Origin of the sequence: Rhodopseudomonas palustris, from assembly GCF_003031265.1 — a bacterium.
GTDB classification, from domain to species: Bacteria; Pseudomonadota; Alphaproteobacteria; order Rhizobiales; family Xanthobacteraceae; genus Rhodopseudomonas; species Rhodopseudomonas palustris_H.
This window is the reverse complement of record NZ_CP019966.1, coordinates 1,250,916-1,270,296: the sequence shown is the minus strand read 5'-3', so window position 1 is coordinate 1,270,296 and position 19,381 is coordinate 1,250,916. Positions and strand designations below refer to the sequence as shown.

Sequence of the window (19,381 nt, the reverse complement as noted above, 5' to 3'; positions counted from 1 at the left end):
AGTCAAGCGCGCTCGGTCGTCGATGGCTCCGTTTCGGCGGCAGCAGTGTTGTGCGTGTGGTCTGCCCGCTCTTCGCCGTGGTGTTCGACCGGCACGGTAGGAGGAACCGTCACCAGCGTCGGCAGAGTCCGGTACCACGTCGCAACCCAGGCCACGCCGGTCATCAGGCCGATGCCGCCGACGCTGACCAGGATCTGCATCGCGATGCTGCTCGACACCTGGACCAGGATCCAATGCGCCGTGAAAGCCAGGATCACACCGAAGCAGAACACCGGCAGCGATCGCTGGCCGCACAGGATGATGGGGCGCAGATGCTCCGAGCGTAGCGCCGGCAGATCCGGCGGCAGCAGCTTTATGACGATCGCGAGCAGCGCCAGGAAGTGGATCAGCCGCACCGGCGCCAGACTGGTCTTGTCGATCGGGTAAAGGATCTTGCCGATCGATTCCGGCACGAGGCCGTACAGCGCTTCGAAATTCCAAGACAGCGCGATCACCAGCGCAACCAGCACGATGGTCCAGCTCAGCAACTGATTGGGCAGCGACTTCACCCAGGGGCGGATCTGCGGGCCATTGCCGAAACCGCACCAGATGCCGAACACGAAGAGGAACTGCCAAGCGAACGGGTTGAAGTACCAGTGCCCGTCAGGGAACGACGGTAGATTCCAGCCGAAGTGTCGGGACGCGAAATACAAAACACCGGAGCACACCAGCGTCAGATGCGGCCGGCGCAGCAGGCCCCACAGGATCAGCGGTGCGGCAACCACCAGCACGATGTACAGCGGCAGCACGTCGAGATTGACGGGCTTGTACTTCAGCAGCAGCGCCTGCTGGATCATCACGTCGGGATTTTCGAGGAATTGCGCGACGTTGAACTCGTCCTTGTACATCGGATTGTCGAACCGACGCGCCGCGCGGGAGATCTGCGCGGTGAAGAACAGGAACAGGAAGATGTGCGCGACGTAGAGCTGGGCCGCGCGGGTCCACAGCCGCTTGGTCGCCGCGACCATTTCGCCGGCACGCACTGCTGGCCCGTAAGCGAACCCGATCGAATAGCCGGAGATGAAGACGAAGAACTCGGCCGCGTCGCAGAAACCGTAATTGCGCAGCGTGAACCAGTTGAGGAAATTGTACGGGATGTGATCGACGAAGATCATCCACTGGCCGACGCCGCGCAGGAAATCGAGCCGCAAATCGCGCTCGCCCTGCCCCATCAGCGGCACCTCGCGAGACTGCACTCCTCTGGTCACGCCTCGCCTCCCTTTGCGCCCGAATCAGCCGTTACGCCGCCAATCTAACCGACGGCGGACGCACAGGCTGTCCGGGAGACACCGGGGCGACCCACAGGCCGCTGGGCAGGCTAATGCAGCTTCACCGTAGGCGTGGGGCGCGTCGAGCCGGACAGCACGCTGAGCAGCGTGCGGCCACGGCCGTACAGCGCCGCTTCGTGCATCTTGTACAGCGAGCGATACATGAAGCGGGCGAAATAGCCCTCGATCAGGAAGCTCTTACCGACCAGCGACCCCATCAGATTGCCGACCGCCGAGTACTTGCCGAGCGACACCAGCGAGCCGAGATCGCGATAGCGGAACTCTCCCAGTGGCTCACCCTTCAGCCGCTTCTCGATCTGCTCCAGCATGAATTCGGCTTCCTGGTGAGCGGCCTGCGCCCGCGGCGGAACGCCGTTCTCGTAGCCGGGAATTGCGCAGGCGGCACAGTCGCCCATCCCGAACACATTGTCGTCGCGGGTGGTCTGCAGCGTCGGACGGACCACCAGCTGGTTGATGCGGTTGGTCTCCAGGCCGTCGATGCCTTCGAGGAAATCCGGCGCACGCACGCCGGCGGCCCACACCACCAGCTCCGACGGGATCACTTCGCCGTCGGCCAGACGAACCGCATGATCGAGCACTTCTGCCACGCGGGCGCCGGTGCGCACCTCGACGCCGAGATCGAGCAGCAGCTTCAGCGTCGCTTCCGAGATCCGCGGCGGCAGCGCCGGCAGAATGCGCGGCGCGGCTTCGATCAGCACGATCTTGAGATCGTGCTCCGGATCGATCTTATCGAGACCGTAAGCGATGATCTCGCGCGCGGTGTGATGCAGCTCGGCGGCGAGTTCGGTGCCGGTGGCGCCGGCGCCGATGATCGCAACGTGGAGCTGGCCGGGCTCGATCGGCGTGTGCTGATGCTGGGCGCGCAGGCAGGCGTTGACCATCCGCTTGTTGAAGCGGGACGCCTGCTCCGGCGTCTCCAGCGGCACCGCGTGCTCGCGGGCGCCGGGGGTGCCGAAATCGTTGGTGACGCTGCCGATCGCAATCACCAGCGTGTCGTAACCGAGCTCGCTCTCCGGATTGATCTCGCGGCCCTCGTCATCGATCACCGGGGCCAGCTTGACGACCTTGCGGTCGCGGTCGAGACCATTCATCTCGCCGAGGCGGTAGTGAAAGCCGTGCCAGTGCGCCTGGGCCAGATAGTTCAGCTCGTGCTGGGAGCGACGCAGCGAGCCGGCAGCGATCGCGTGCAGCAGTGGCTTCCAGATGTGGGTGCGGCTGCGGTCGACCAAGGTGACGCGAACGGCGTCCGACTTGCCGTATTTGTTGCCGAGCGCGGTGGCGAGTTCCAGGCCACCGGCGCCGCCGCCGACGATAACAATCCTATGGGGCGTATCACTCATCAAGATGTCCGAGGGGTTCGAGCTTCCGGCTCGCCCCCTGTAACATCAAATTCCGGAGCGCCCTAGCTCGGGAAACAGGCAACGGCCGCCCGGGCGGGATCAGGCGACGTCCGCCTTCATGGCGACCCGAAGCGGTATCGGGATAGGCTTCGCCCGACCGCCCGAGACGAACGCGACCTTGACCTTGGCCTCCATCAGCACGAGGTCGCCGCGCTTGATCTGCTGCTGCATGGTGATCGACGCGCCGCGGACTTCGACCGGCCGGGTGATCACCTCTAGCAGATCGTCCATCTTGGCCGACTTGAGGAAGTCGAGCTGCATCGACCGCACCACGAAGGCAAAGCCCGGGGTCTCGCTTTCGGCTTCCGCGAACAACTCGCTCTGTGCCGCCCCAAGCAGCCGCAGATAATTGGTCCGCCCCCGTTCCATGAAGCGCAGATAGTTGGCGTGATAGACGATGCCGGAGAAGTCGGTGTCTTCGTAATAGACCCGGACGTGCATGTGGTGAGCGCCATCGATGATGGCGCCGTCGAGGGAAGGATGATGCAAGCGAGAGTCAGTCATCGTTGAGCTACTCTTGGTCCCCGGTATCGCCAAACAGCCCGAACTGCGCGGGATCCCGCGAGGGGGCGGCGAGGCCGAGGTGACGAAAGGCGTGGTCGGTCAGCAGGCGACCGCGTGGGGTGCGCTGCAGGTAGCCGCACTGGATGAGATAAGGCTCGATAATGTCCTCAATAGCGTCGCGAGGCTCAGACAAAGCCGCCGCCATCGTCTCGACGCCGACCGGGCCGCCGCCATAGTTGAGCGCAATCGTGGTGAGGTAGCGTCGATCCATCGCGTCGAGGCCGGCGCTATCGACTTCCAGCGCGCCAAGCGCGTGGTCGGCGATGGCGCGGTCGATCGCTTCGGCATCCGCAGCCGACGCAAAGTCGCGGACCCGGCGCAGCAGCCGACCGGCGATCCGCGGCGTGCCGCGGGCGCGGCGGGCGATCTCGTTGGCGCCATCCGCCGTGATCGGCGTCCCGAGCACGCGAGCGCCGCGGGTGACGATGCTTTCGAGTTCCTCGATCGTATAGAAATTCAGCCGGATCGGAATGCCGAAGCGGTCGCGGAGCGGATTGGTGAGCAGGCCGGCGCGCGTGGTGGCGCCGACCAGCGTGAACTTCGACAGGTCGATCTTCACCGAGCGCGCGGCTGGACCTTCGCCGATGATCAGATCGAGCTGAAAATCCTCCATCGCCGGATACAGCACCTCCTCGACCGACGGGCTGAGGCGGTGGATCTCGTCGATGAACAGCACGTCGCGCTCTTCGAGATTAGTCAGCAAGGCTGCGAGATCGCCGGCCTTGGCGATCACCGGGCCCGACGTGGCGCGAAACCCGACGCCGAGCTCGCGCGCCACGATCTGCGCCAGCGTGGTCTTGCCGAGCCCCGGCGGACCTACGAACAGCACATGGTCGAGCGCCTCTTTGCGCTTGCGCGCGGCGTCGATGAACACCTGCAAATTCGCGCGCGCCTGCTGCTGGCCGACGAACTCGGACAGATTCTGCGGCCGCAGCGCCGCATCGCCGAGGTCGTCACCGCGGCGCTCGGGTGTAACGAGACGGGAAGGTTCAGTCATGGGGGAAATGTACCATGCCGCCGAGCACTGAGCGCTCCCCTCCCCCTTGCGGGGAGGGGTCGGGGGTGGGGGTCCACGAGCACTGTGCCCGCGTCGCCCTCACCCCAGCCCTCTCCCGCAGGCGGGAGAGGGAGCGCGCTGCTCCGGGAGCGATCTCATCGGCCAACACACTCACAACACCCGCTCCCGGCTGTATTTGTTCGGCAGCAGATCGCTGATCCCGACGGCTTCGACACCATCTGGTCCGGGCACCAGCACACGGGCGTTGCGGTCGTAGTCCCAGATCAGTTCGCGGCAGGCGCCGCAGGGCGAGACGACGCGGACTTCGCGGTCGGAATCATGCGGCTTGGGATGACGGACCGCCACGATGGTGTCGATCCCGGCCTCCCCAAGCTCGGTGATCACCTGGCCGAGCGCGACCGCTTCGGCGCATACCGCCATCCGGCCGAGATACGCATCGAGATTGACCGCGACATAACGCTTGCCGGTGCGGGTCAGCAACGCGGCGCCGACCTCCTGCCAATCATTGCGATAGCGCTTGGTGATCGCCGCGATCGCGGCATCGATCAGTGCGCGGTCGGCGTCGGTGATCCTCACTTCGACAGCTCCTTCAGGCCGAGCTTGATCAACTGCGCCGTCTCGGCATCCTCACCGGCGGTGCGGGAGGCTGCGGCGACGGCGGCCGCCGCCTGCGGCTGGCCGTAGCCGAGATTGACCAGCGCCGAGATCGCGTCGGCCACTGCACGCGGCGCGCGATTGTCGTCGATCGCGCCCGAGAGTTTCACCACCGCCGGATCGACCGCACCGAGGGCCGGCACCTTGTCCTTCAGCTCGGTGACGATGCGCTCGGCAACCTTCGGCCCGACGCCGGGGGTGCGCGCCACCGCGGCCTTGTCGCGCAGCGCAATTGCATTGGCGAGGTCATTCGGCGGCAGCGTCGACAGCACCGCCAGCGCCACCTTGGCGCCGACGCTCTGCACGGTCTGCAGCAGGCGAAACCACTCGCGCTCGTGATCGGTGCGGAAGCCGAACAGCTTGATCTGATCTTCGCGCACATAGGTTTCGATCGACAGCGTCGCCGCCTCCCCCGGCGATGGCAGCGCCTGCAACGTGCGGCTGGCGCAGTGCACCTGATAGCCAACGCCCTGCACGTCGAGGATCACGTAATCCTCGCCGTAGCTGTCGATGACGCCCTTGAGCTTGCCGATCACGTTGCGGCTCCAAGGCAAGGCGCCTCTTCTCCCCTCCCGCCTGCGGGAAGGGGTCGGCGGTGGGGGTCCCCGAGCACTGTGCCCGCGTCGCCCTCACCCCAGCCCTCTCCCGCAAGCGGGAGAGGGAACGCGCTGTTCTCTTCCCCCCTCCCCGCTGCGGGGAGGGGTCGGGGGTGGGGGGCCCTGAGCACTGTGCCCGCTTCGCCCTCACCCCAGCCCTCTCCCGCAAGCGGGAGAGGGAGTGGTCTGTGCTCGGAGCTAAGCATGGTCCCGATAGTCCTCACGCCCCCACCGCCTTCAGCCGCTGCGCGGCGCCGCGGTGGTGGGCGTGGGTGATGGCGATCGCCAGCGCATCGGCGGCGTCGGCGCTTTTCGGATCGGCTTTGGGCAGCAGGATCTTCAGCATCATCTGGATCTGGGTCTTGTCGGCATGGCCGGCGCCGACCACCGTCTTCTTCACGAGATTGGGCGCGTATTCGGCGACCAGGAGGCCGCGCATCGCCGGCACCAGCATCGCGACGCCGCGCGCCTGGCCGAGCTTCAGTGTCGCGGCGCCGTCCTTGTTGACGAACGTCTGCTCGACCGCCGCCTCATCCGGCGCGTGCTCAGCCAGAACTTTCGTCAGCCCGTCGTGGATCGCCAGCAGCCGCTCGGCCAGCGGCAACGTATCACGCGGCTCCACCGTGCCGCACGCGACATAGACCAGCCGATTGCCCTCGCTCTCGACCACGCCCCAGCCGGTGCGGCGAAGGCCGGGGTCGATGCCAAGGATGCGGATCGGGCTACGAATCGACGCTGGGGTCATGCGCATGTGATAGCGCCGAAAAGCTTAAGAACAAAATAGCAACGGCGCGCTGCGCGTAGCCTTCCCCAGCGCCGCATCGAGAGTCCCGGCAAACGCGACGCCCCTCGTGCAAACCCGAGGTGAGCGGATTGTGTTTTACAACCTAAAGTTGTGATGATTGCATAGTGCTATCGGAGATAGCCGATAGGAGATCATCATGAGCCGAGTTATCACTCACGGTCAGGTTAAACGGGTTTCGGAAACTGACGCCTACGCAGTGCCGGTGGAGAGCCTGACTTTTCCCACCCTCGCACCGGTCGGCCCTTTGCCGCCGGCTGGAACAACGGGCGTGCTCATCACCCAACGCGTGCCGAACACGCCTTACACGCCGGCTCCGCCGCCGCCACCACCGGTGCCGGCGAACCAGACCATCATCTACGAAGACGGAAACAACAACAACACCATCTACATGCGAGTGGTGTCGGTGGTCGGGCCTGCGAAGTACAACATCGCGGTGCTTTAAAGCGGCAAGTCATGGATGCGCGGCCGAGCGGCCGCGCAGTCCTGATCAGCCAGCCATCTTCGCCATCAGGGCGTCGGAGACTTCGAAGTTGGCGTAGACGTTCTGAACGTCGTCGTGGTCGTTGAGAGCGTCCATCAGCTTGAACAGCTTCTCGCCGGTCTCGTCATCGACCGCGACCGTGTTTTGCGGCTTCCAGATCACCGCCGCCTTGCGGGCCTCGCCGAACTTGGCTTCGAGCGCCTTGGCGACATCGCGGAAGGTTTCCTGCGAGGCATAGATCTCGTGGCCGGCCTCCGACGACACCACGTCGTCCGCGCCGGCTTCGATCGCCGCATCGAGCATATCGTCGGCCGAGGCCTTGTCGGCGTCGTATTCGACGATGCCGACGCGGTCGAACATGAACGACACCGAGCCGGTTTCGCCGAGGTTGCCGCCCGACTTGGTGAAGAACGAGCGGATGTCCGACGCGGCACGGTTGCGGTTGTCGGTCAGCGCTTCGACGATCACCGCGACGCCGCCGGGGCCATAGCCCTCGTAGCGGATCTCATCGTAGTTCTCGCTGTCGCCGCCGATCGCCTTCTTGATCGCACGCTCGATGTTGTCCTTCGGCATGTTTTCCGCACGCGCCGCCAGCACCGCGGCGCGCAGCCGGGGGTTCATCGCCGGGTCGGGGGTGCCGAGCTTGGCGGCGACGGTGATTTCGCGGGCGAGCTTGCTGAACAGCTTGGACCGCTGTGCGTCCTGGCGGCCCTTGCGGTGCATAATGTTCTTGAATTGCGAATGTCCGGCCATGCGCTCTCTCTCGCGGGTCGATCCGTTGGAATTTCGGGCTGCGGCGCGGGGTTATAAGCGGCGCATCCGCCAAAATCAAAGACTTGCCGCCGCCGTCCGGCGCGAAATCCGTAATTCCACTGAAAGAAAATTTAACCGTAACTTCACGGGGCGCCGCGAGAGTAGCAGGCTATGTTCTAGTTCTGCGGGAGGAACCATGGCGTTCGGCCTATTTCGCAAGCGGTCGCCGGAAACGGCGGCCCTGAACGTCGTGGCAGCTTCGCCCCCGGCGGCAGCCGAACCGACCGTCGCGGAGGCCGATTCCGCCCGTGAAATCCTCGAATTGCTGGAGCTGGAGCTCGGCTCGCTGATTCGGCAGCTCGAACGCGCCGCCCATTCCGTGACCACTGGCGTGCAGTCGACCACCTCGACGCTGCACACCATCCGCGAGCGCACCGACGCCCTCACCGGCCGCACCAGCGCGGCCCAGGCGACCGCCAGCTCGTTCTCCGAGGCCGCCGACAAGTTCACCCATTCGGCCCACGGCATCGGTGCCCAGGTCCGCCAGGCGTCACAGCTCGCCGACGACGCCAGCGCGGCCGCCAATGAGGCCACGGCCAATGTCGAGCGGCTGCGCGATTCGTCGGCCGCGATCGGCAACGTGGTCAATCTGATCTCCCAGATCGCCCGCCAGACCACGCTGCTGGCATTGAACTCGACGATCGAGGCGGCGCGCGCGGGCGCGGCCGGCCGCGGCTTTGCCGTGGTGGCGACCGAAGTGAAGGCCCTGGCGGTGCAGACCCAGGAGGCGACCGAGGAGATCAAGCGCAAGATCGACGCCTTGCAGCGGGATGCCTCCAGCTCGGCAGATGCCGTCCATCGCATCACCAGCGCGATCGCCGCAATCCGGCCGGTGTTCGACACCGTCAACGGCGCGGTGGCCGAACAGAACGCCACCACTGGCGACATCGCCGGCAACGCCACTTCGGCCTCGACCTTCATCGCTTCGGTCGGTGACAGCGCCGCGGAAATCGACAGCGCCACCCGTGAAGCCGAGCAGCACGGCGACGAGGTCGCACGCGCCGGCCAGAACGTTACCAATTTCGCCGACAAGCTGCGGGCGCGTACCGCGGTTCTGCTCAAGCTCGGCGACCGCGAGGATGTTCGGCGGCGCGAGAAGCTGCCGTGCCATCTGCAGATCAATCTCGACACCCCGCGCGGCAGGATCACCGCGCCGGTGTACGAGATCTCGATGGAAGGCGTGCTGATCAGCGGCCCGTCCGCCGACACGCTGGCGACCGGCCAACAACTGGCCGCTGAGCTTCAGGACATCGGCGCCTGCCGCATCCGCATCGCCGAGCACGGCAAGGCCGGCGCGCTGGCGCGGTTCGTCGCGCCCGACGCAGGCCTGCAGGAGCGGATCGAGGACCGGCTGTGGGCAATCCGCAATGAGAACACCGAGTTCGTCACCCGCGCGATCGAGGCCGGGCATGAACTTGCGAAGATCTTCGAACGCGGCATTGCGTCCGGCGCGCTGACGCTGGAGCAGATGTTCGACGAAAACTACGTCGAGATCGCCGGCACCGATCCGAAGCAATACCGCACGCAATATCTCGATTGGGCCGACCGCGCGTTGCCGCCGTTCCAGGAGGGCTTCCTGGCCAAGGACCCGCGGATGGCGTTCTGCGTGATGATCGACCGCAACGGCTATCTGCCGGTGCACAACAAGCTGTATTCGCAGCCGCAGCGGCCGGGGGATGTTGCCTTCAACACCGCCAATTCACGCAATCGCCGGATCTTCAACGACCCGGCCGGGCTCGCCGCAGGACGCAATACCCGCTCGTTCCTGATCCAAAGCTACGCCCGCGACATGGGCGGCGGCCAGACCGTGATGATGCGCGAGATCGACGTGCCGGTGCGCGTGCGCGGCCGGCACTGGGGAGGATTCCGCACCGCCTACAAGCTGTGAGCGGGTCGGCTGCTAACCGGCCAGCCGGTAGCGGCCGCTGATCACCGGGTCGCCCTCGGTGGCGACAACACCGCGCATCACCAGATCTTCCAGATGCGCCAGCACCGAGTAACCGGCGGCGCTGACGAGCCGCGGGTCGATGCCGATATAGATCGCCCGCACCATGCTGGGGATATCGGTCTCGCCCTTGCCAAGGCGATGCAGGATCGAAGCTTCCCGCGCCAGCCGGTGCCGCTTCAGGAACCGCGAGTAGCGCGGGCCCTCGGGAATCTCGGCGCCGTGACCGGAGAGATAGAGCTGCTCATCGCGGCCGATCAGCCGGTCGAGCGACGCCATGTAGTCCGGCATCGAGCCGTCCGGCGGCGCCACGATGGTGGTCGACCAGCCCATGATGTGATCGCCGACGAACAGCGCATCACCCTCGCGCCATGCGAACGCCATGTGGTTGGCGGTGTGACCAGGCGTCGCCACCGATTCAATGGTCCAACCGTCGCCTTCGATCATGTCGCCGTCGCGGATTTCGACGTCCGGCTTGAAGTTGCGGTCGGCGCCGGACTCCGTCGACACCGTCTCGCTCTCGAAATACGGCCGCGACGCCCGATGCGGCCCTTCGGCATAGACGGTGGCGCCGGTCGCCTGCTTTATCAGCGGTGTGCCCGGCGAATGGTCCTTGTGGGTGTGGGTGACCAGGATGTGCGTGACGGTCTCGCCTTTGACGGCGTCCAGCAGCGCATTGGCATGAGCCTCGTCCGCAGGACCCGGATCGATGATCGCGACCTTGCCGCGACCGACGATGTAGCTGACCGTGCCGGTGAAAGTGAACGGCGACGGATTGTTGCACAACACGCGGCGCAGGCCGGGACGGATTTCCTCGACGACGCCCGGCTGCAATCCGAACTCGCGATTGAACGGAACGTCGTCCTCGGGGCGATTGTCGTCGCTCATGGCGTTTCCAACCAAATTTGATTGTTGTTTGTTCTTACCAACTCACCCGGATGGTCATCCCCCGCGGATGCGGGGGATCCAGTACTCACCGCCATCGCATATAGCGAACGCTCTGGGATACTGGGGCGCCCGCCTATGCGGGCGATGACGGCAGAGCGGGAAACGGAGGGCGCGGACTTACGCCCCGCCTTACGCGAACGCCTGCAGCCCAGTGATGGCGCGGCCGAGGATCAGCGCGTGCACGTCGTGGGTGCCCTCGTAGGTGTTCACCGTCTCGAGGTTCTGGGCGTGGCGCATCACGTGATACTCGATCTGGATGCCGTTGCCGCCGTGCATGTCGCGGGCCATGCGGGCGATGTCCAGCGCCTTGCCGCAATTGTTGCGCTTGACGATCGAGATCATCTCCGGGGCCATCTTGCCCTCGTCCATCAACCGGCCGACGCGCAAGCTGGCCTGCAGGCCGAGGGTGATCTCGGTCTCCATGTCCGCGAGCTTCTTCTGCACCAGCTGGGTCGCAGCCAGCGGACGATTGAACTGCTTACGGTCGAGCGTGTACTGCCGGGCGCGGTGGAAGCAATCCTCCGCGGCACCCATAGCGCCCCAGGAGATGCCGTAGCGGGCGCGATTGAGGCAGCCGAACGGCCCCTTGAGGCCCGACACGTTCGGCAGCAGCGCGTCTTCCGGAACGACCACGCCGTCCATCACGATCTCGCCGGTGATCGAGGCGCGCAAGGAGAGCTTGCCGCCGACCTTCGGAGCCGACAGGCCCTTCATGCCCTTCTCGAGGATGAAGCCGCGGATCTGGTTGTCGTGCGCGGCCGACTTCGCCCACACCACGAACACGTCGGCGATCGGCGCGTTCGAGATCCACATCTTGCTGCCGGTGAGGCGATAGCCGTCGGCAACCTTCTCTGCCTTGGTCTTCATGCCGCCGGGATCGGAGCCGGCATCTGGCTCGGTCAGGCCGAAGCAGCCCACCCACTCGCCGGAGGCGAGCTTGGGCAGATACTTCTTGCGCTGGTTCTCATCGCCATAGGCGTAGATCGGATACATCACCAGCGACGACTGCACGCTGTTCATCGAGCGATAGCCGCTGTCGACCCGCTCGATCTCGCGCGCCACCAGACCATAGGCGACGTAGCTGGCGTTGGCGCAGCCGTATTCTTCGGGCAGCGTGACGCCGATCAGGCCGAGTGAGCCCATCTCATTGAAGATCTCGCGATCGGTCTTCTCTTCGAGATACGCCTGATTGACGCGAGGCAGAAGTTTGTCCTGAGCATAAGCGCGCGCGGTATCGCGGATCATCCGCTCGTCTTCGGTGAGCTGGTCTTCCAGCAGCAGCGGATCGTCCCACTTGAAGCTCGCCGGAGCCGGCTTGTCCTTGGTTTGCGCGCGCACGCTCATCGATTGTCCTTTCAGACCTTGCCGCATCGGGCGACGTTGATGGGGAGGGTAAGACCTCGGTCAGGTGCCTTCAAGGTGCTCGTTGCCGACGATTTCGATGCCGAAACCGGACAGGCCCTTGTAGTCGATCTGCGACGTGGTGAGATGACGGATCGACGTCACGCCAAGATCACGCAGGATCTGCGCACCAACGCCGATCTCGCGCCATTGCCGATGCCGATCGGCTTCGGCGGTCTTCTGCTCGTCGAGCGGAGCGACCGGCACACCCGCCGCGCCGTCGCGCAGATAGATCAGCACGCCGGAACCGTTCGCCTTGAAATGGTCGAGCACGGCCTGCATCCGCCGAGCCCCAGTGAACAGCTCCTTGACGATGTTCGGCTTGTGGAACCGGGTCAGCACATTCTTGCCATCGCCGATCCCATTGTAGACGCAGGCGACATGGGCGATCTCGTCGAACGGCGAGCGGTAAGCATACCCCTGCATCGGACCGATCGGACTGTCGATCGGAAACGTCGCGACGCGCTCGATCAGCTTCTCGCGCGCCTGACGGTACGAAATCAGATCCGCGATCGTGACCAGCTTGAGATTGTGCTTCTTGGCAAACTCGACGACCTGCGCACCCTTGGTGACGGTGCCGTCGTCGTTCATCAGTTCGCTGATCACGCCGACCGGCGGCAGCCCGGCGAGCTTGCAGAGGTCAACCGCGGCCTCGGTGTGGCCGGAACGCAGCAGCACGCCGCCCTCGCGCGCGATCAGCGGGAAGATGTGGCCGGGCCGGGCGAAGTCGTTGGCGCCGGCGTTCGGATTGGCAAGCGCGCGGCAGCACGAGGCGCGCTCGTCGGCCGAGATGCCGGTGCCGTTGTCCGGCTTGTAGTCGATCGAGACCGTGAACGCGGTGGTGTGGTTGCTGTCGTTGTGCGCCACCATCGGGTCGAGCCGCAACCGCCGCGCATCGTCCATGGTGATGGGCGCGCAGACGATGCCCGAGGTGTGGCGGATGATGAACGCCATCTTCTCCGCGGTGCACAGCGAGGCGGCGACCACCAGATCGCCTTCTCCCTCACGATCGTCGTCATCGGTGACGACGACGATTTCGCCGGCGGCAAAGGCTTGCAGAACTTCTTGAATGGGGTGCGCCATGGTCGGATCTCTGAGACAGGACCCGACCATATGACGCAGCGCGGGCGGCGACGCAAGGCGCGCGACGGAGCGGCCGCCTTGCGTGAAATTCCCTACCGCAGAGCGGAATTGAAAGGGCCGCGCGCGGTTGGCGGTTACTCCGCAGGCGAAGCCGCTGCGGCCTTCTTCTTCACGAACTGATCGTAAGCCTCGACCGCCTGGGCGGCATACATCACGCTCGGGCCGGCACCCATGTAGATCGCCATGCCCATCGTCTCCATCACCTCGTCGCGGGTCGCGCCGTGCTTCACCGCAGCTTCAGCGTGGAAGCCGATGCAGCCGTCGCACCGCGTCGCCACGGAGATTGCCAGAGCGATCAGCTCCTTGGTCTTGGTATCGAGCGCGTTGGCCTTGAGCGCGGCCTGGGCGATCGCCGAGAAGCCCTTCATGACGTCCGGCGCGCCGGTGCGGACTTCGCGCAGCGCCACCGACAACTCGCCGGTCAGATCGATCCAGTTCTTGTGCATGGTTTCACCTATTCAACAAAGGCAACTCCCGGGAGCGGGCTGCGCCGCCCCGAGAGCCACACTTGGGTAGTGACGTCAAGACTTGGTCGAGCAGGTCTTGATGCCGAGCAGCGTGTAGGCCGGGCAGAAGCCGATCCCCGCGGTCAGCAGCGGGACGACGCCGATCCAGGCCCAGATCGGACCGCCGGTCAGTGCCCAGTAGATCAGGCCGGCGCCGACGATGGCGCGCAGCAGACGGTCGATCATTCCCATGTTCACAGTCATCTTCGTTTCCCCTCGCTCGGTTGAGTGACACGCTCGTTCTAGGGCGCGCCACCATCACGGTCTGTGACCAAGTCACCGGCGACAAAGGATCGGTCGAAAATCTGCGAATAGAGGTTCAGCGGGCGGCTTGCGCGGCGGCCCGCAGTGGGGCGGCATTGCGCAATTCGACACGTCCGCGTCCGAGGCTGACCCAGCCGCGACGCTCGAACGTTTTCAAGTGACGGCTAACCACTTCGCGCGCCGAGCCGATCTCGGCGGCCAGTTGGGCGTGGGTGATCGACAATTCGCGGCCATCCGCCGCAAGCGCCAGCAGGCGTGACGCCAGACGCGTCTCGATCGAGGCGAACGCCACGTTCTGGATCACCGCCATCAGATCCGCCATCCGTGCCGCCTGGGCATTGAACACGAAACTGCGGAATTGCGCCGAGCGACCCATCAGGTCGTGGAAGGTCGCGGCGGGCAGGCCCACCGCCTCCACCGGGCTCTCGGTCACTGCGAAGGCGCTGTAGCTGTCCGAGGCGAGCAGCGCCAAGGTGGTGAGAATGCAGATGCTCCCGGGCCCGAGCCGGTACAGGACGATCTCGTTGCCGGCCGGATCGAGCTGAAACACGCGGACCGTACCGCGGCACACCAGGATGAACATGCCGCAGGGCTGGTCCGGCGCGAACACCGAAGCGCCGGCAGGCAGGCTCATAGCCATGGCTGCCTGCGCAAGCGAGGTTCGTTCCGTCTCCGGCAGTTCCCCCAGGGCCGGGAAACGGCGCAACCAATCCAATGCAGGCAAGCTCATCGCGACCAACCAGGTTCACGCTCGACCTGCCGAAGATAGGGGCCAGGACCGCAGCGCCCGGTTGATCTTAATCAACCAGGCACTGTGGCGACCAGCCGCGGCCTGATGCGCGGAAGTTGCTCGCGGACGTGTAAAACGTCGATAGAGCCGCTTAAGGATTGTCCGTCGCGGTCGAGGGGCCGGAGATGACGTCGCCGTCGCGATGGCGCCAATAACGGGCCCGCAGGCGCGGAGCGATCCACCAGGCAATCGGTGCAGCCAGAATGAAGCTCGCGATAACCGCCATCGGCACCCAGTCCATGGCGTTGCGCGCCAAAGCCGGGATCGTCATGATCGACACCATGCCAATGCCGAACAGCACGGCGTTGGTCATCATGTACACGAGCGAAGCGATGCGAAATCGGTTGGACATTTGAACCTCCTGTTGCGGGTTCAATGTCCTCGTAGCGCCGCTTGTTCCGGCGGAACCGCGACCTCGCGGTCGCAGGGAGTGCTCGTGAGCTACCGCGTGGGGTCTGAGGGCAGATCCCCGCCCCTACGCAGCGTTCGATTTCCCGGCCGCGAGGAGAACAGCCATCTCATCCAGTGCCGTAAAGACCTCCACGGAGGCCTTTTCCATCTTGTCGGCAGCGGTCACAGCGGCCTCGAAATCGCCCGCCTGGAAACGCGCGACGGCTTCTTTCCCCGCAGCGTGGACAAGCAGATGCGGGTCGTGGATGCGACGGTAGGCCGGACTGTTCTTCAACGCTGGATCTTTCAGGCTCTCGTACCACTTGCCGAACCGGCAATCGTGATGATCCGGCAGGTCGCTGGCCTTCACCTCACCGCGTCGATTCAATGTGTCGATCACGCGCTTCTTGAAACTGGCGTGATCGGATCTGGCGAGTTGAACCTGCGTACGGTCGTCCACTTCCTGCGCGCGAGCCCGAAGCCGTGGCTGCACCACTTGGCCGACCCTATCCATGGTCACGGCGAGGCGTTCGATGGCCGATAGAGCATGGTTTGACATATTTGCCGTGGCGGTAATCGCCTGATCGACCTCCGTCGTCGCAGCCATCTGCTGCTGAACAACCGCTGCCACAGTCGCCATATTGTGCGAGACACGATTGACGGCCTCATTGATGCTCTTGATCATCGTCCCGGCGCCTTGGACGGACGCGGACCCCGACTCGACGGTCTCACCGCTTTCCCGCATCGCGGACACGATGTCCTTCATTCCGGACTGAAGCCCCAAGATCCGTTGCCGAATGTCTTCGGTCGCCTGCGCGGTCTGCGTCGATAGAGCTTTGACCTCACCTGCAACGACCGAGAAGCCTCGGCCCGCTTCGCCGGCTCGGGCGGCCTCGATCGTGGCATTGAGGGCGAGGAGATTGGTCTGCCGGGCGATGGCGTCGATGGCTTTGACGATACCTGCGATGTCCTCGATCGAGCCATTCAATGCGTCGACCTTGTGGCTGAGACCTCCTACCGCATCGGCCGACCGACCAATCGAATCCACGGCCTGATCAGCCGCCACAACGCTCTCGTTTACGCGGTTGTGGACGTCGATGGCCTCATTCGCGACTTCCCCCGTCGCACGCCCGATCTCTGCGATCGATGACGAGAGCTCACTGACCGCGCCGGCGACCGCCTGCGTGCGACAACCAAGGTCCTGCATATCGGCATTCATCCGGGCGATGGCGAGGAGCGGCGTGGTCTGCGCGACCCAGATATCCGCCAGCACAGAGAGCGAGGCAAAATGGTTGTCGTCGAGCATGGTGACGATCGGGAGAAGAGACTTGGCGACCTCGTCCTCAGCCGCCTCTATCGGAGCGTGATCTCCATTGACGAGAAACCGGACAAGCTCCTGCAGGCGGGGCAGGACGTCGTCCTGCGGCTCGTTCTCGATTTCGGGCTGCGGTTTCTTGTTACGCCAATGATTGAACATGATGAGTCGTCTTCTGTGAGAGGCCGTGAGCGCGATCAGGTTCGGATGACCAAGAAGGGACGAGGCCGTTGTGAGTGTTATGCCTCGATATAACCGGAGTGCTTTCGGGAACTTAATGATCCTGCCCCGGTGAAGGCGCCCTCGTTGCACAGAGTCTCAGGACTTAGCGCTGCGTCCAAATCGGACGTGACGCATCAATCGACGCCGCAAGTATCAACTTTAGGATAGTGGGCCTGAAACGGCTGGCGACCGCCTATCCAAGGTCTGCCTTCCATAGCTTTATGACCGTACGACTCCGTTAGTACAGCCTCCCCAGCCATCGATTCGCGAAGGCTCCGATGGTGCTACGACGCCTGCCGGAATTCGCCTCGCGGTCACGGTGACGCCAGCAGATGCTCCAGCCGGAATAAGCTCGCCGCAATCGGCGCCAAGTCTATGGCGCTCCGCGCCACAGCCTGATGTGATGATCGACATCATGCTGATACCAAACAGGACAGCGTTGGTCCTCATGGACCCGAGCGAGCGATGAGAAAATGGTTGGGCGTCTGAACCTTCTGTTGCGGGTTCAGTGTCAATGATGCGAGAGTTGCCCCGGAGGAGAACAGGAACGTCCGCCTTCGGCGCATCGCCACAGGCGGGTACTGGCATCGTCCGGTGAGCGATTGACGCCGCACGCCCAGCGCTGGCGACCCCTCAATCGCATGACGGTGCGATATTACTAACGGCGGTTGATTTTCCAAGTACTCGATACTGTCGACAAGATCCTCAGGACCTCAACGCGATGTCTGGTTTCCCGAGAATGCTGCTAGTCAGTGCCGCCGTGATGCTCGCCGACCCGGTTCAGGCGCAGCTGTCGCCTAACCCGCGGGCGGTCAATGATTGCACGCTGTTGACCGACCCCACGGCGCTGCGCCGCTGCATCGAGAAGCAACAGGGCGTGACGACGTTTTCAGAGACACCACCGCCGCGGAGTGACGTTGCGCCGTTGCTGAAACGCGAGCGTGACTATTACCGCAACAGGGCCAACAAGCCGAAGCGCAAGCGCCACCGCATACCATGACGGCCGCATCGGCTGATCCGCACGACATCTTCGACCTGAAGCTTCAATACGCCGTCTGCAGAATACAGCTGCGTCCGCCGGCCGCGACCGAGGCACACAGCTCCGCCTCGGCGGTCGGCTTTTTTGCTCCCTTGCGACCGGCCTCGACGCGCGACGTTGCGCGCGGGACGGTCGGCGTTATCGCCGCGGCAGTCGCGCGGGGTGACGCGGCCGTTGCGAACGACGTGATCGGCGGCTTGGCGGGCACGGCTGCCGCGATAGCCGTCGCGTCGGCCCGGTTGGCTGCCCAATCCTCGGCACTGAAGCCAGTGATACGCAGCACGTAATCCCGGGTCTCGGCGGGCAGGTCGGAGCTGCCGCGCAGCCAGGCCGATACCCGGCCCGCGCCGGCATTATAGGCGGCGGCCGCGAGGCCGAGATTGCCGAACTGGCGGCGCAAGTCGGCGAGGTAGCGTGCCGCGGCGGGGATCGCTTTGAATGGATCGAACGGATCGTCGAGCCCGCGCGCTGCGGCGGTCCCGGGCATGAATTGGGCGATGCCCATGGCGCCGGCGCGGCTCACCGCCAGCGTGAACATGGTGCTTTCCTGATTGAGCAGGCGGGTCAGGAATGCCGGCGGCAGGCCTTTGTCCTGCGCGGCTTGCGCGATCACGTGCGCCCATGGGGCGGTCGGGGCAACGGGCGCATCAAACGACGAGTCGCCGGCGCGCGCCGTCACCACCAGGCCGCCGGCCTCGGCGACGCGCTGCTGCGCCATCGCACCGCCGAAACTCGCACCGATCGCGACCGCGGCAAGTGCCACTGTCCATAACCAGGCGAGAGTGGCCCGCGCTGCCATGATCAGCTCCGCGGCGCCCATTCCGGCGAATGATCGATCTTCTCCGCTTCTATCCGCTCCTCCTTGGTGAGATACGGCTTCATGAACGCCGGCTGCGGCTTGTCGCGGTCGAGATAGTCGCGGATCAACTTGGCTTCCATCACCGGATCGGAGAACCGCCACAGCTTGTCGCGCGCGCCCTCCATGATGGTGGAATACACCGCAAGGTCGATCGCCTGCCTCACCGCAAGCTGGGTCGGCTCGGTGCGGGTGATGCCGGCTTCGATCTGCAGCAGCTTGTCGAGCGCGACGTATTTGTACGTGTTGCCCTGCAACGACACCGAGTACACCGTCTTGGTGGTGGTGACGCTGGTCAGCACCTCGCCGGTCTGCACCGAGGCGACCCGCAGGGCGACGGTTACCATGTCGCGGCGAAACTTTGTGTCGGCGCCGATGCCGAGATAATTGGCGCCGATGCCGCCGGTCATGTAGTTGGCATCGAACGCCACGATGCCGCCCTCGATCAGGAGTCCTGCGAAGCGCATCGGCGGTAGCGGCTTGGCGCGGTCGCGGTCGAACTCCTGGCGGGTGGCGCGGACAAGCTGCCGCTCCTGCAGCAGATCGTTGAGACCGTTACGCTCGACGACGCGGAACCAGGCTCCACCACCGGCGCGCTTCAACGCATCGATCGCCAGCCCGGCGCCGCCCTGGGTCACGGCACGCGAGAACACCGCCACGTTGTCGTTCGGCTCGTTCTTGCCGGTGAGATCGGGGAATTGATAGATCGCGATGTCGATCTTCTGCTTCGGCGGCGGCAAGGTCTCGAGATTGACACCTGTCGGCGACGGCGGCGTCACCACCGGCGGCTCCTCGAAGAACGCGTCGCGATGGCCGGGGCGCGTGCAGCCGGCGAGCAGAGCGGCCACTGCGGCGAGGCCAATGATCGATCTGAAATAACGTGTCACGCGAAATATCCTCAAA

21 protein-coding genes are annotated in these 19,381 nt (G+C 64.9%); 3 read left to right on the top strand and 18 right to left on the bottom strand.

The features are described 5' to 3' along the window. Nucleotides 1-2 precede the first annotated feature (2 nt). The 7 genes from RPPS3_RS05915 to ruvC form a co-directional block, all read right to left on the bottom strand. Nucleotides 3-1,211 (bottom strand): OpgC domain-containing protein, encoded by a 1,209-nt coding sequence (locus RPPS3_RS05915; protein WP_107346460.1) that lies wholly within the window; start codon nucleotides 1,209-1,211, stop codon nucleotides 3-5. A 146-nt stretch (nucleotides 1,212-1,357) separates the two neighbouring features. Then, nucleotides 1,358-2,668 carry an NAD(P)/FAD-dependent oxidoreductase gene (locus RPPS3_RS05910; RefSeq protein ID WP_107343264.1) on the bottom strand — a complete coding sequence of 437 codons (1,311 nt, stop codon included), beginning with the start codon at nucleotides 2,666-2,668 and terminating at the stop codon, nucleotides 1,358-1,360. 99 nt (nucleotides 2,669-2,767) lie between these two features. Beyond that, a complete protein-coding gene (ybgC, locus tag RPPS3_RS05905; RefSeq protein ID WP_107343263.1) occupies nucleotides 2,768-3,232 on the bottom strand; it encodes a tol-pal system-associated acyl-CoA thioesterase in 465 nt (154 codons plus the stop codon). 7 nt (nucleotides 3,233-3,239) lie between these two features. After that, on the bottom strand, nucleotides 3,240-4,289 hold the full coding sequence (gene ruvB / locus RPPS3_RS05900; protein ID WP_107343262.1) for a Holliday junction branch migration DNA helicase RuvB: 1,050 nt from the start codon (nucleotides 4,287-4,289) through the stop codon (nucleotides 3,240-3,242). A gap of 171 nt (nucleotides 4,290-4,460) precedes the next feature. Then, complete coding sequence (locus RPPS3_RS05895; protein ID WP_107343261.1) at nucleotides 4,461-4,886, bottom strand: cytidine deaminase; 426 nt, start codon at nucleotides 4,884-4,886, stop codon at nucleotides 4,461-4,463. Then, the gene (gene ruvA / locus RPPS3_RS05890) at nucleotides 4,883-5,500 is read right to left on the bottom strand and encodes a Holliday junction branch migration protein RuvA (protein ID WP_107346459.1); all 618 of its coding nucleotides are present in this window, start codon (nucleotides 5,498-5,500) and stop codon (nucleotides 4,883-4,885) included. The genes RPPS3_RS05895 and ruvA overlap by 4 nt, the downstream gene beginning before the upstream one ends. 280 nt (nucleotides 5,501-5,780) lie before the next feature. Continuing rightward, nucleotides 5,781-6,305, bottom strand: a complete 525-nt coding sequence (ruvC, locus tag RPPS3_RS05885) for a crossover junction endodeoxyribonuclease RuvC (RefSeq protein ID WP_107346458.1) — start codon at nucleotides 6,303-6,305, stop codon at nucleotides 5,781-5,783. Nucleotides 6,306-6,633: 328 nt separating this feature from the next. Here ruvC and RPPS3_RS24725 point away from each other — a divergent pair, with 328 nt between their 5' ends. Continuing rightward, entirely contained in the window at nucleotides 6,634-6,807 is a 174-nt protein-coding gene (locus tag RPPS3_RS24725) for a hypothetical protein (RefSeq protein WP_234820117.1), read from the top strand. A 45-nt stretch (nucleotides 6,808-6,852) separates the two neighbouring features. Here RPPS3_RS24725 and RPPS3_RS05875 read toward each other — a convergent pair whose 3' ends face one another. After that, a complete protein-coding gene (locus RPPS3_RS05875) occupies nucleotides 6,853-7,599 on the bottom strand; it encodes a YebC/PmpR family DNA-binding transcriptional regulator (protein WP_107343259.1) in 747 nt (248 codons plus the stop codon). 196 nt (nucleotides 7,600-7,795) lie between these two features. Here RPPS3_RS05875 and RPPS3_RS05870 point away from each other — a divergent pair, with 196 nt between their 5' ends. Further along, nucleotides 7,796-9,547, top strand: coding sequence for a methyl-accepting chemotaxis protein (locus RPPS3_RS05870; RefSeq protein ID WP_107343258.1), 1,752 nt, complete (start codon nucleotides 7,796-7,798; stop codon nucleotides 9,545-9,547). Nucleotides 9,548-9,559: 12 nt separating this feature from the next. Here RPPS3_RS05870 and RPPS3_RS05865 read toward each other — a convergent pair whose 3' ends face one another. The 8 genes from RPPS3_RS05865 to RPPS3_RS05830 all read right to left on the bottom strand — a co-directional run bounded on the left by RPPS3_RS05865 (nucleotide 9,560) and on the right by RPPS3_RS05830 (nucleotide 16,523). Further along, nucleotides 9,560-10,492, bottom strand: coding sequence for an MBL fold metallo-hydrolase (locus RPPS3_RS05865; protein ID WP_107343257.1), 933 nt, complete (start codon nucleotides 10,490-10,492; stop codon nucleotides 9,560-9,562). A gap of 189 nt (nucleotides 10,493-10,681) precedes the next feature. After that, a complete protein-coding gene (locus RPPS3_RS05860; RefSeq protein ID WP_107343256.1) occupies nucleotides 10,682-11,896 on the bottom strand; it encodes an acyl-CoA dehydrogenase in 1,215 nt (404 codons plus the stop codon). Between the two features lie 60 nt (nucleotides 11,897-11,956). Continuing rightward, nucleotides 11,957-13,036, bottom strand: coding sequence for a 3,4-dihydroxy-2-butanone-4-phosphate synthase (gene ribB, locus RPPS3_RS05855; protein WP_107343255.1), 1,080 nt, complete (start codon nucleotides 13,034-13,036; stop codon nucleotides 11,957-11,959). Between the two features lie 134 nt (nucleotides 13,037-13,170). Continuing rightward, nucleotides 13,171-13,542 carry a carboxymuconolactone decarboxylase family protein gene (locus RPPS3_RS05850; RefSeq protein WP_011156656.1) on the bottom strand — a complete coding sequence of 124 codons (372 nt, stop codon included), beginning with the start codon at nucleotides 13,540-13,542 and terminating at the stop codon, nucleotides 13,171-13,173. A gap of 75 nt (nucleotides 13,543-13,617) precedes the next feature. Beyond that, nucleotides 13,618-13,806: a YgaP family membrane protein gene (locus tag RPPS3_RS05845; RefSeq protein WP_107343254.1), complete on the bottom strand. Its 189-nt coding sequence runs from the start codon at nucleotides 13,804-13,806 to the stop codon at nucleotides 13,618-13,620. A gap of 115 nt (nucleotides 13,807-13,921) precedes the next feature. After that, complete coding sequence (locus RPPS3_RS05840; RefSeq protein ID WP_107343253.1) at nucleotides 13,922-14,596, bottom strand: Crp/Fnr family transcriptional regulator; 675 nt, start codon at nucleotides 14,594-14,596, stop codon at nucleotides 13,922-13,924. A gap of 151 nt (nucleotides 14,597-14,747) precedes the next feature. After that, complete coding sequence (locus RPPS3_RS05835; RefSeq protein ID WP_107343252.1) at nucleotides 14,748-15,008, bottom strand: hypothetical protein; 261 nt, start codon at nucleotides 15,006-15,008, stop codon at nucleotides 14,748-14,750. Between the two features lie 123 nt (nucleotides 15,009-15,131). Further along, nucleotides 15,132-16,523 (bottom strand): methyl-accepting chemotaxis protein, encoded by a 1,392-nt coding sequence (locus RPPS3_RS05830; protein WP_107343251.1) that lies wholly within the window; start codon nucleotides 16,521-16,523, stop codon nucleotides 15,132-15,134. Nucleotides 16,524-17,304: 781 nt separating this feature from the next. Here RPPS3_RS05830 and RPPS3_RS05825 point away from each other — a divergent pair. After that, the gene (locus tag RPPS3_RS05825; RefSeq protein ID WP_107343250.1) at nucleotides 17,305-17,583 is read left to right on the top strand and encodes a hypothetical protein; all 279 of its coding nucleotides are present in this window, start codon (nucleotides 17,305-17,307) and stop codon (nucleotides 17,581-17,583) included. Between the two features lie 43 nt (nucleotides 17,584-17,626). Here the strand turns inward: RPPS3_RS05825 and RPPS3_RS05820 are convergent, their stop codons facing one another. Further along, nucleotides 17,627-18,442, bottom strand: coding sequence for a lytic transglycosylase domain-containing protein (locus tag RPPS3_RS05820; RefSeq protein WP_434006772.1), 816 nt, complete (start codon nucleotides 18,440-18,442; stop codon nucleotides 17,627-17,629). Further along, complete coding sequence (locus RPPS3_RS05815) at nucleotides 18,424-19,365, bottom strand: CsgG/HfaB family protein (protein ID WP_107343249.1); 942 nt, start codon at nucleotides 19,363-19,365, stop codon at nucleotides 18,424-18,426. Before RPPS3_RS05815 ends, RPPS3_RS05820 begins: the two co-directional genes overlap by 19 nt. Nucleotides 19,366-19,381: the final 16 nt, after the last annotated feature.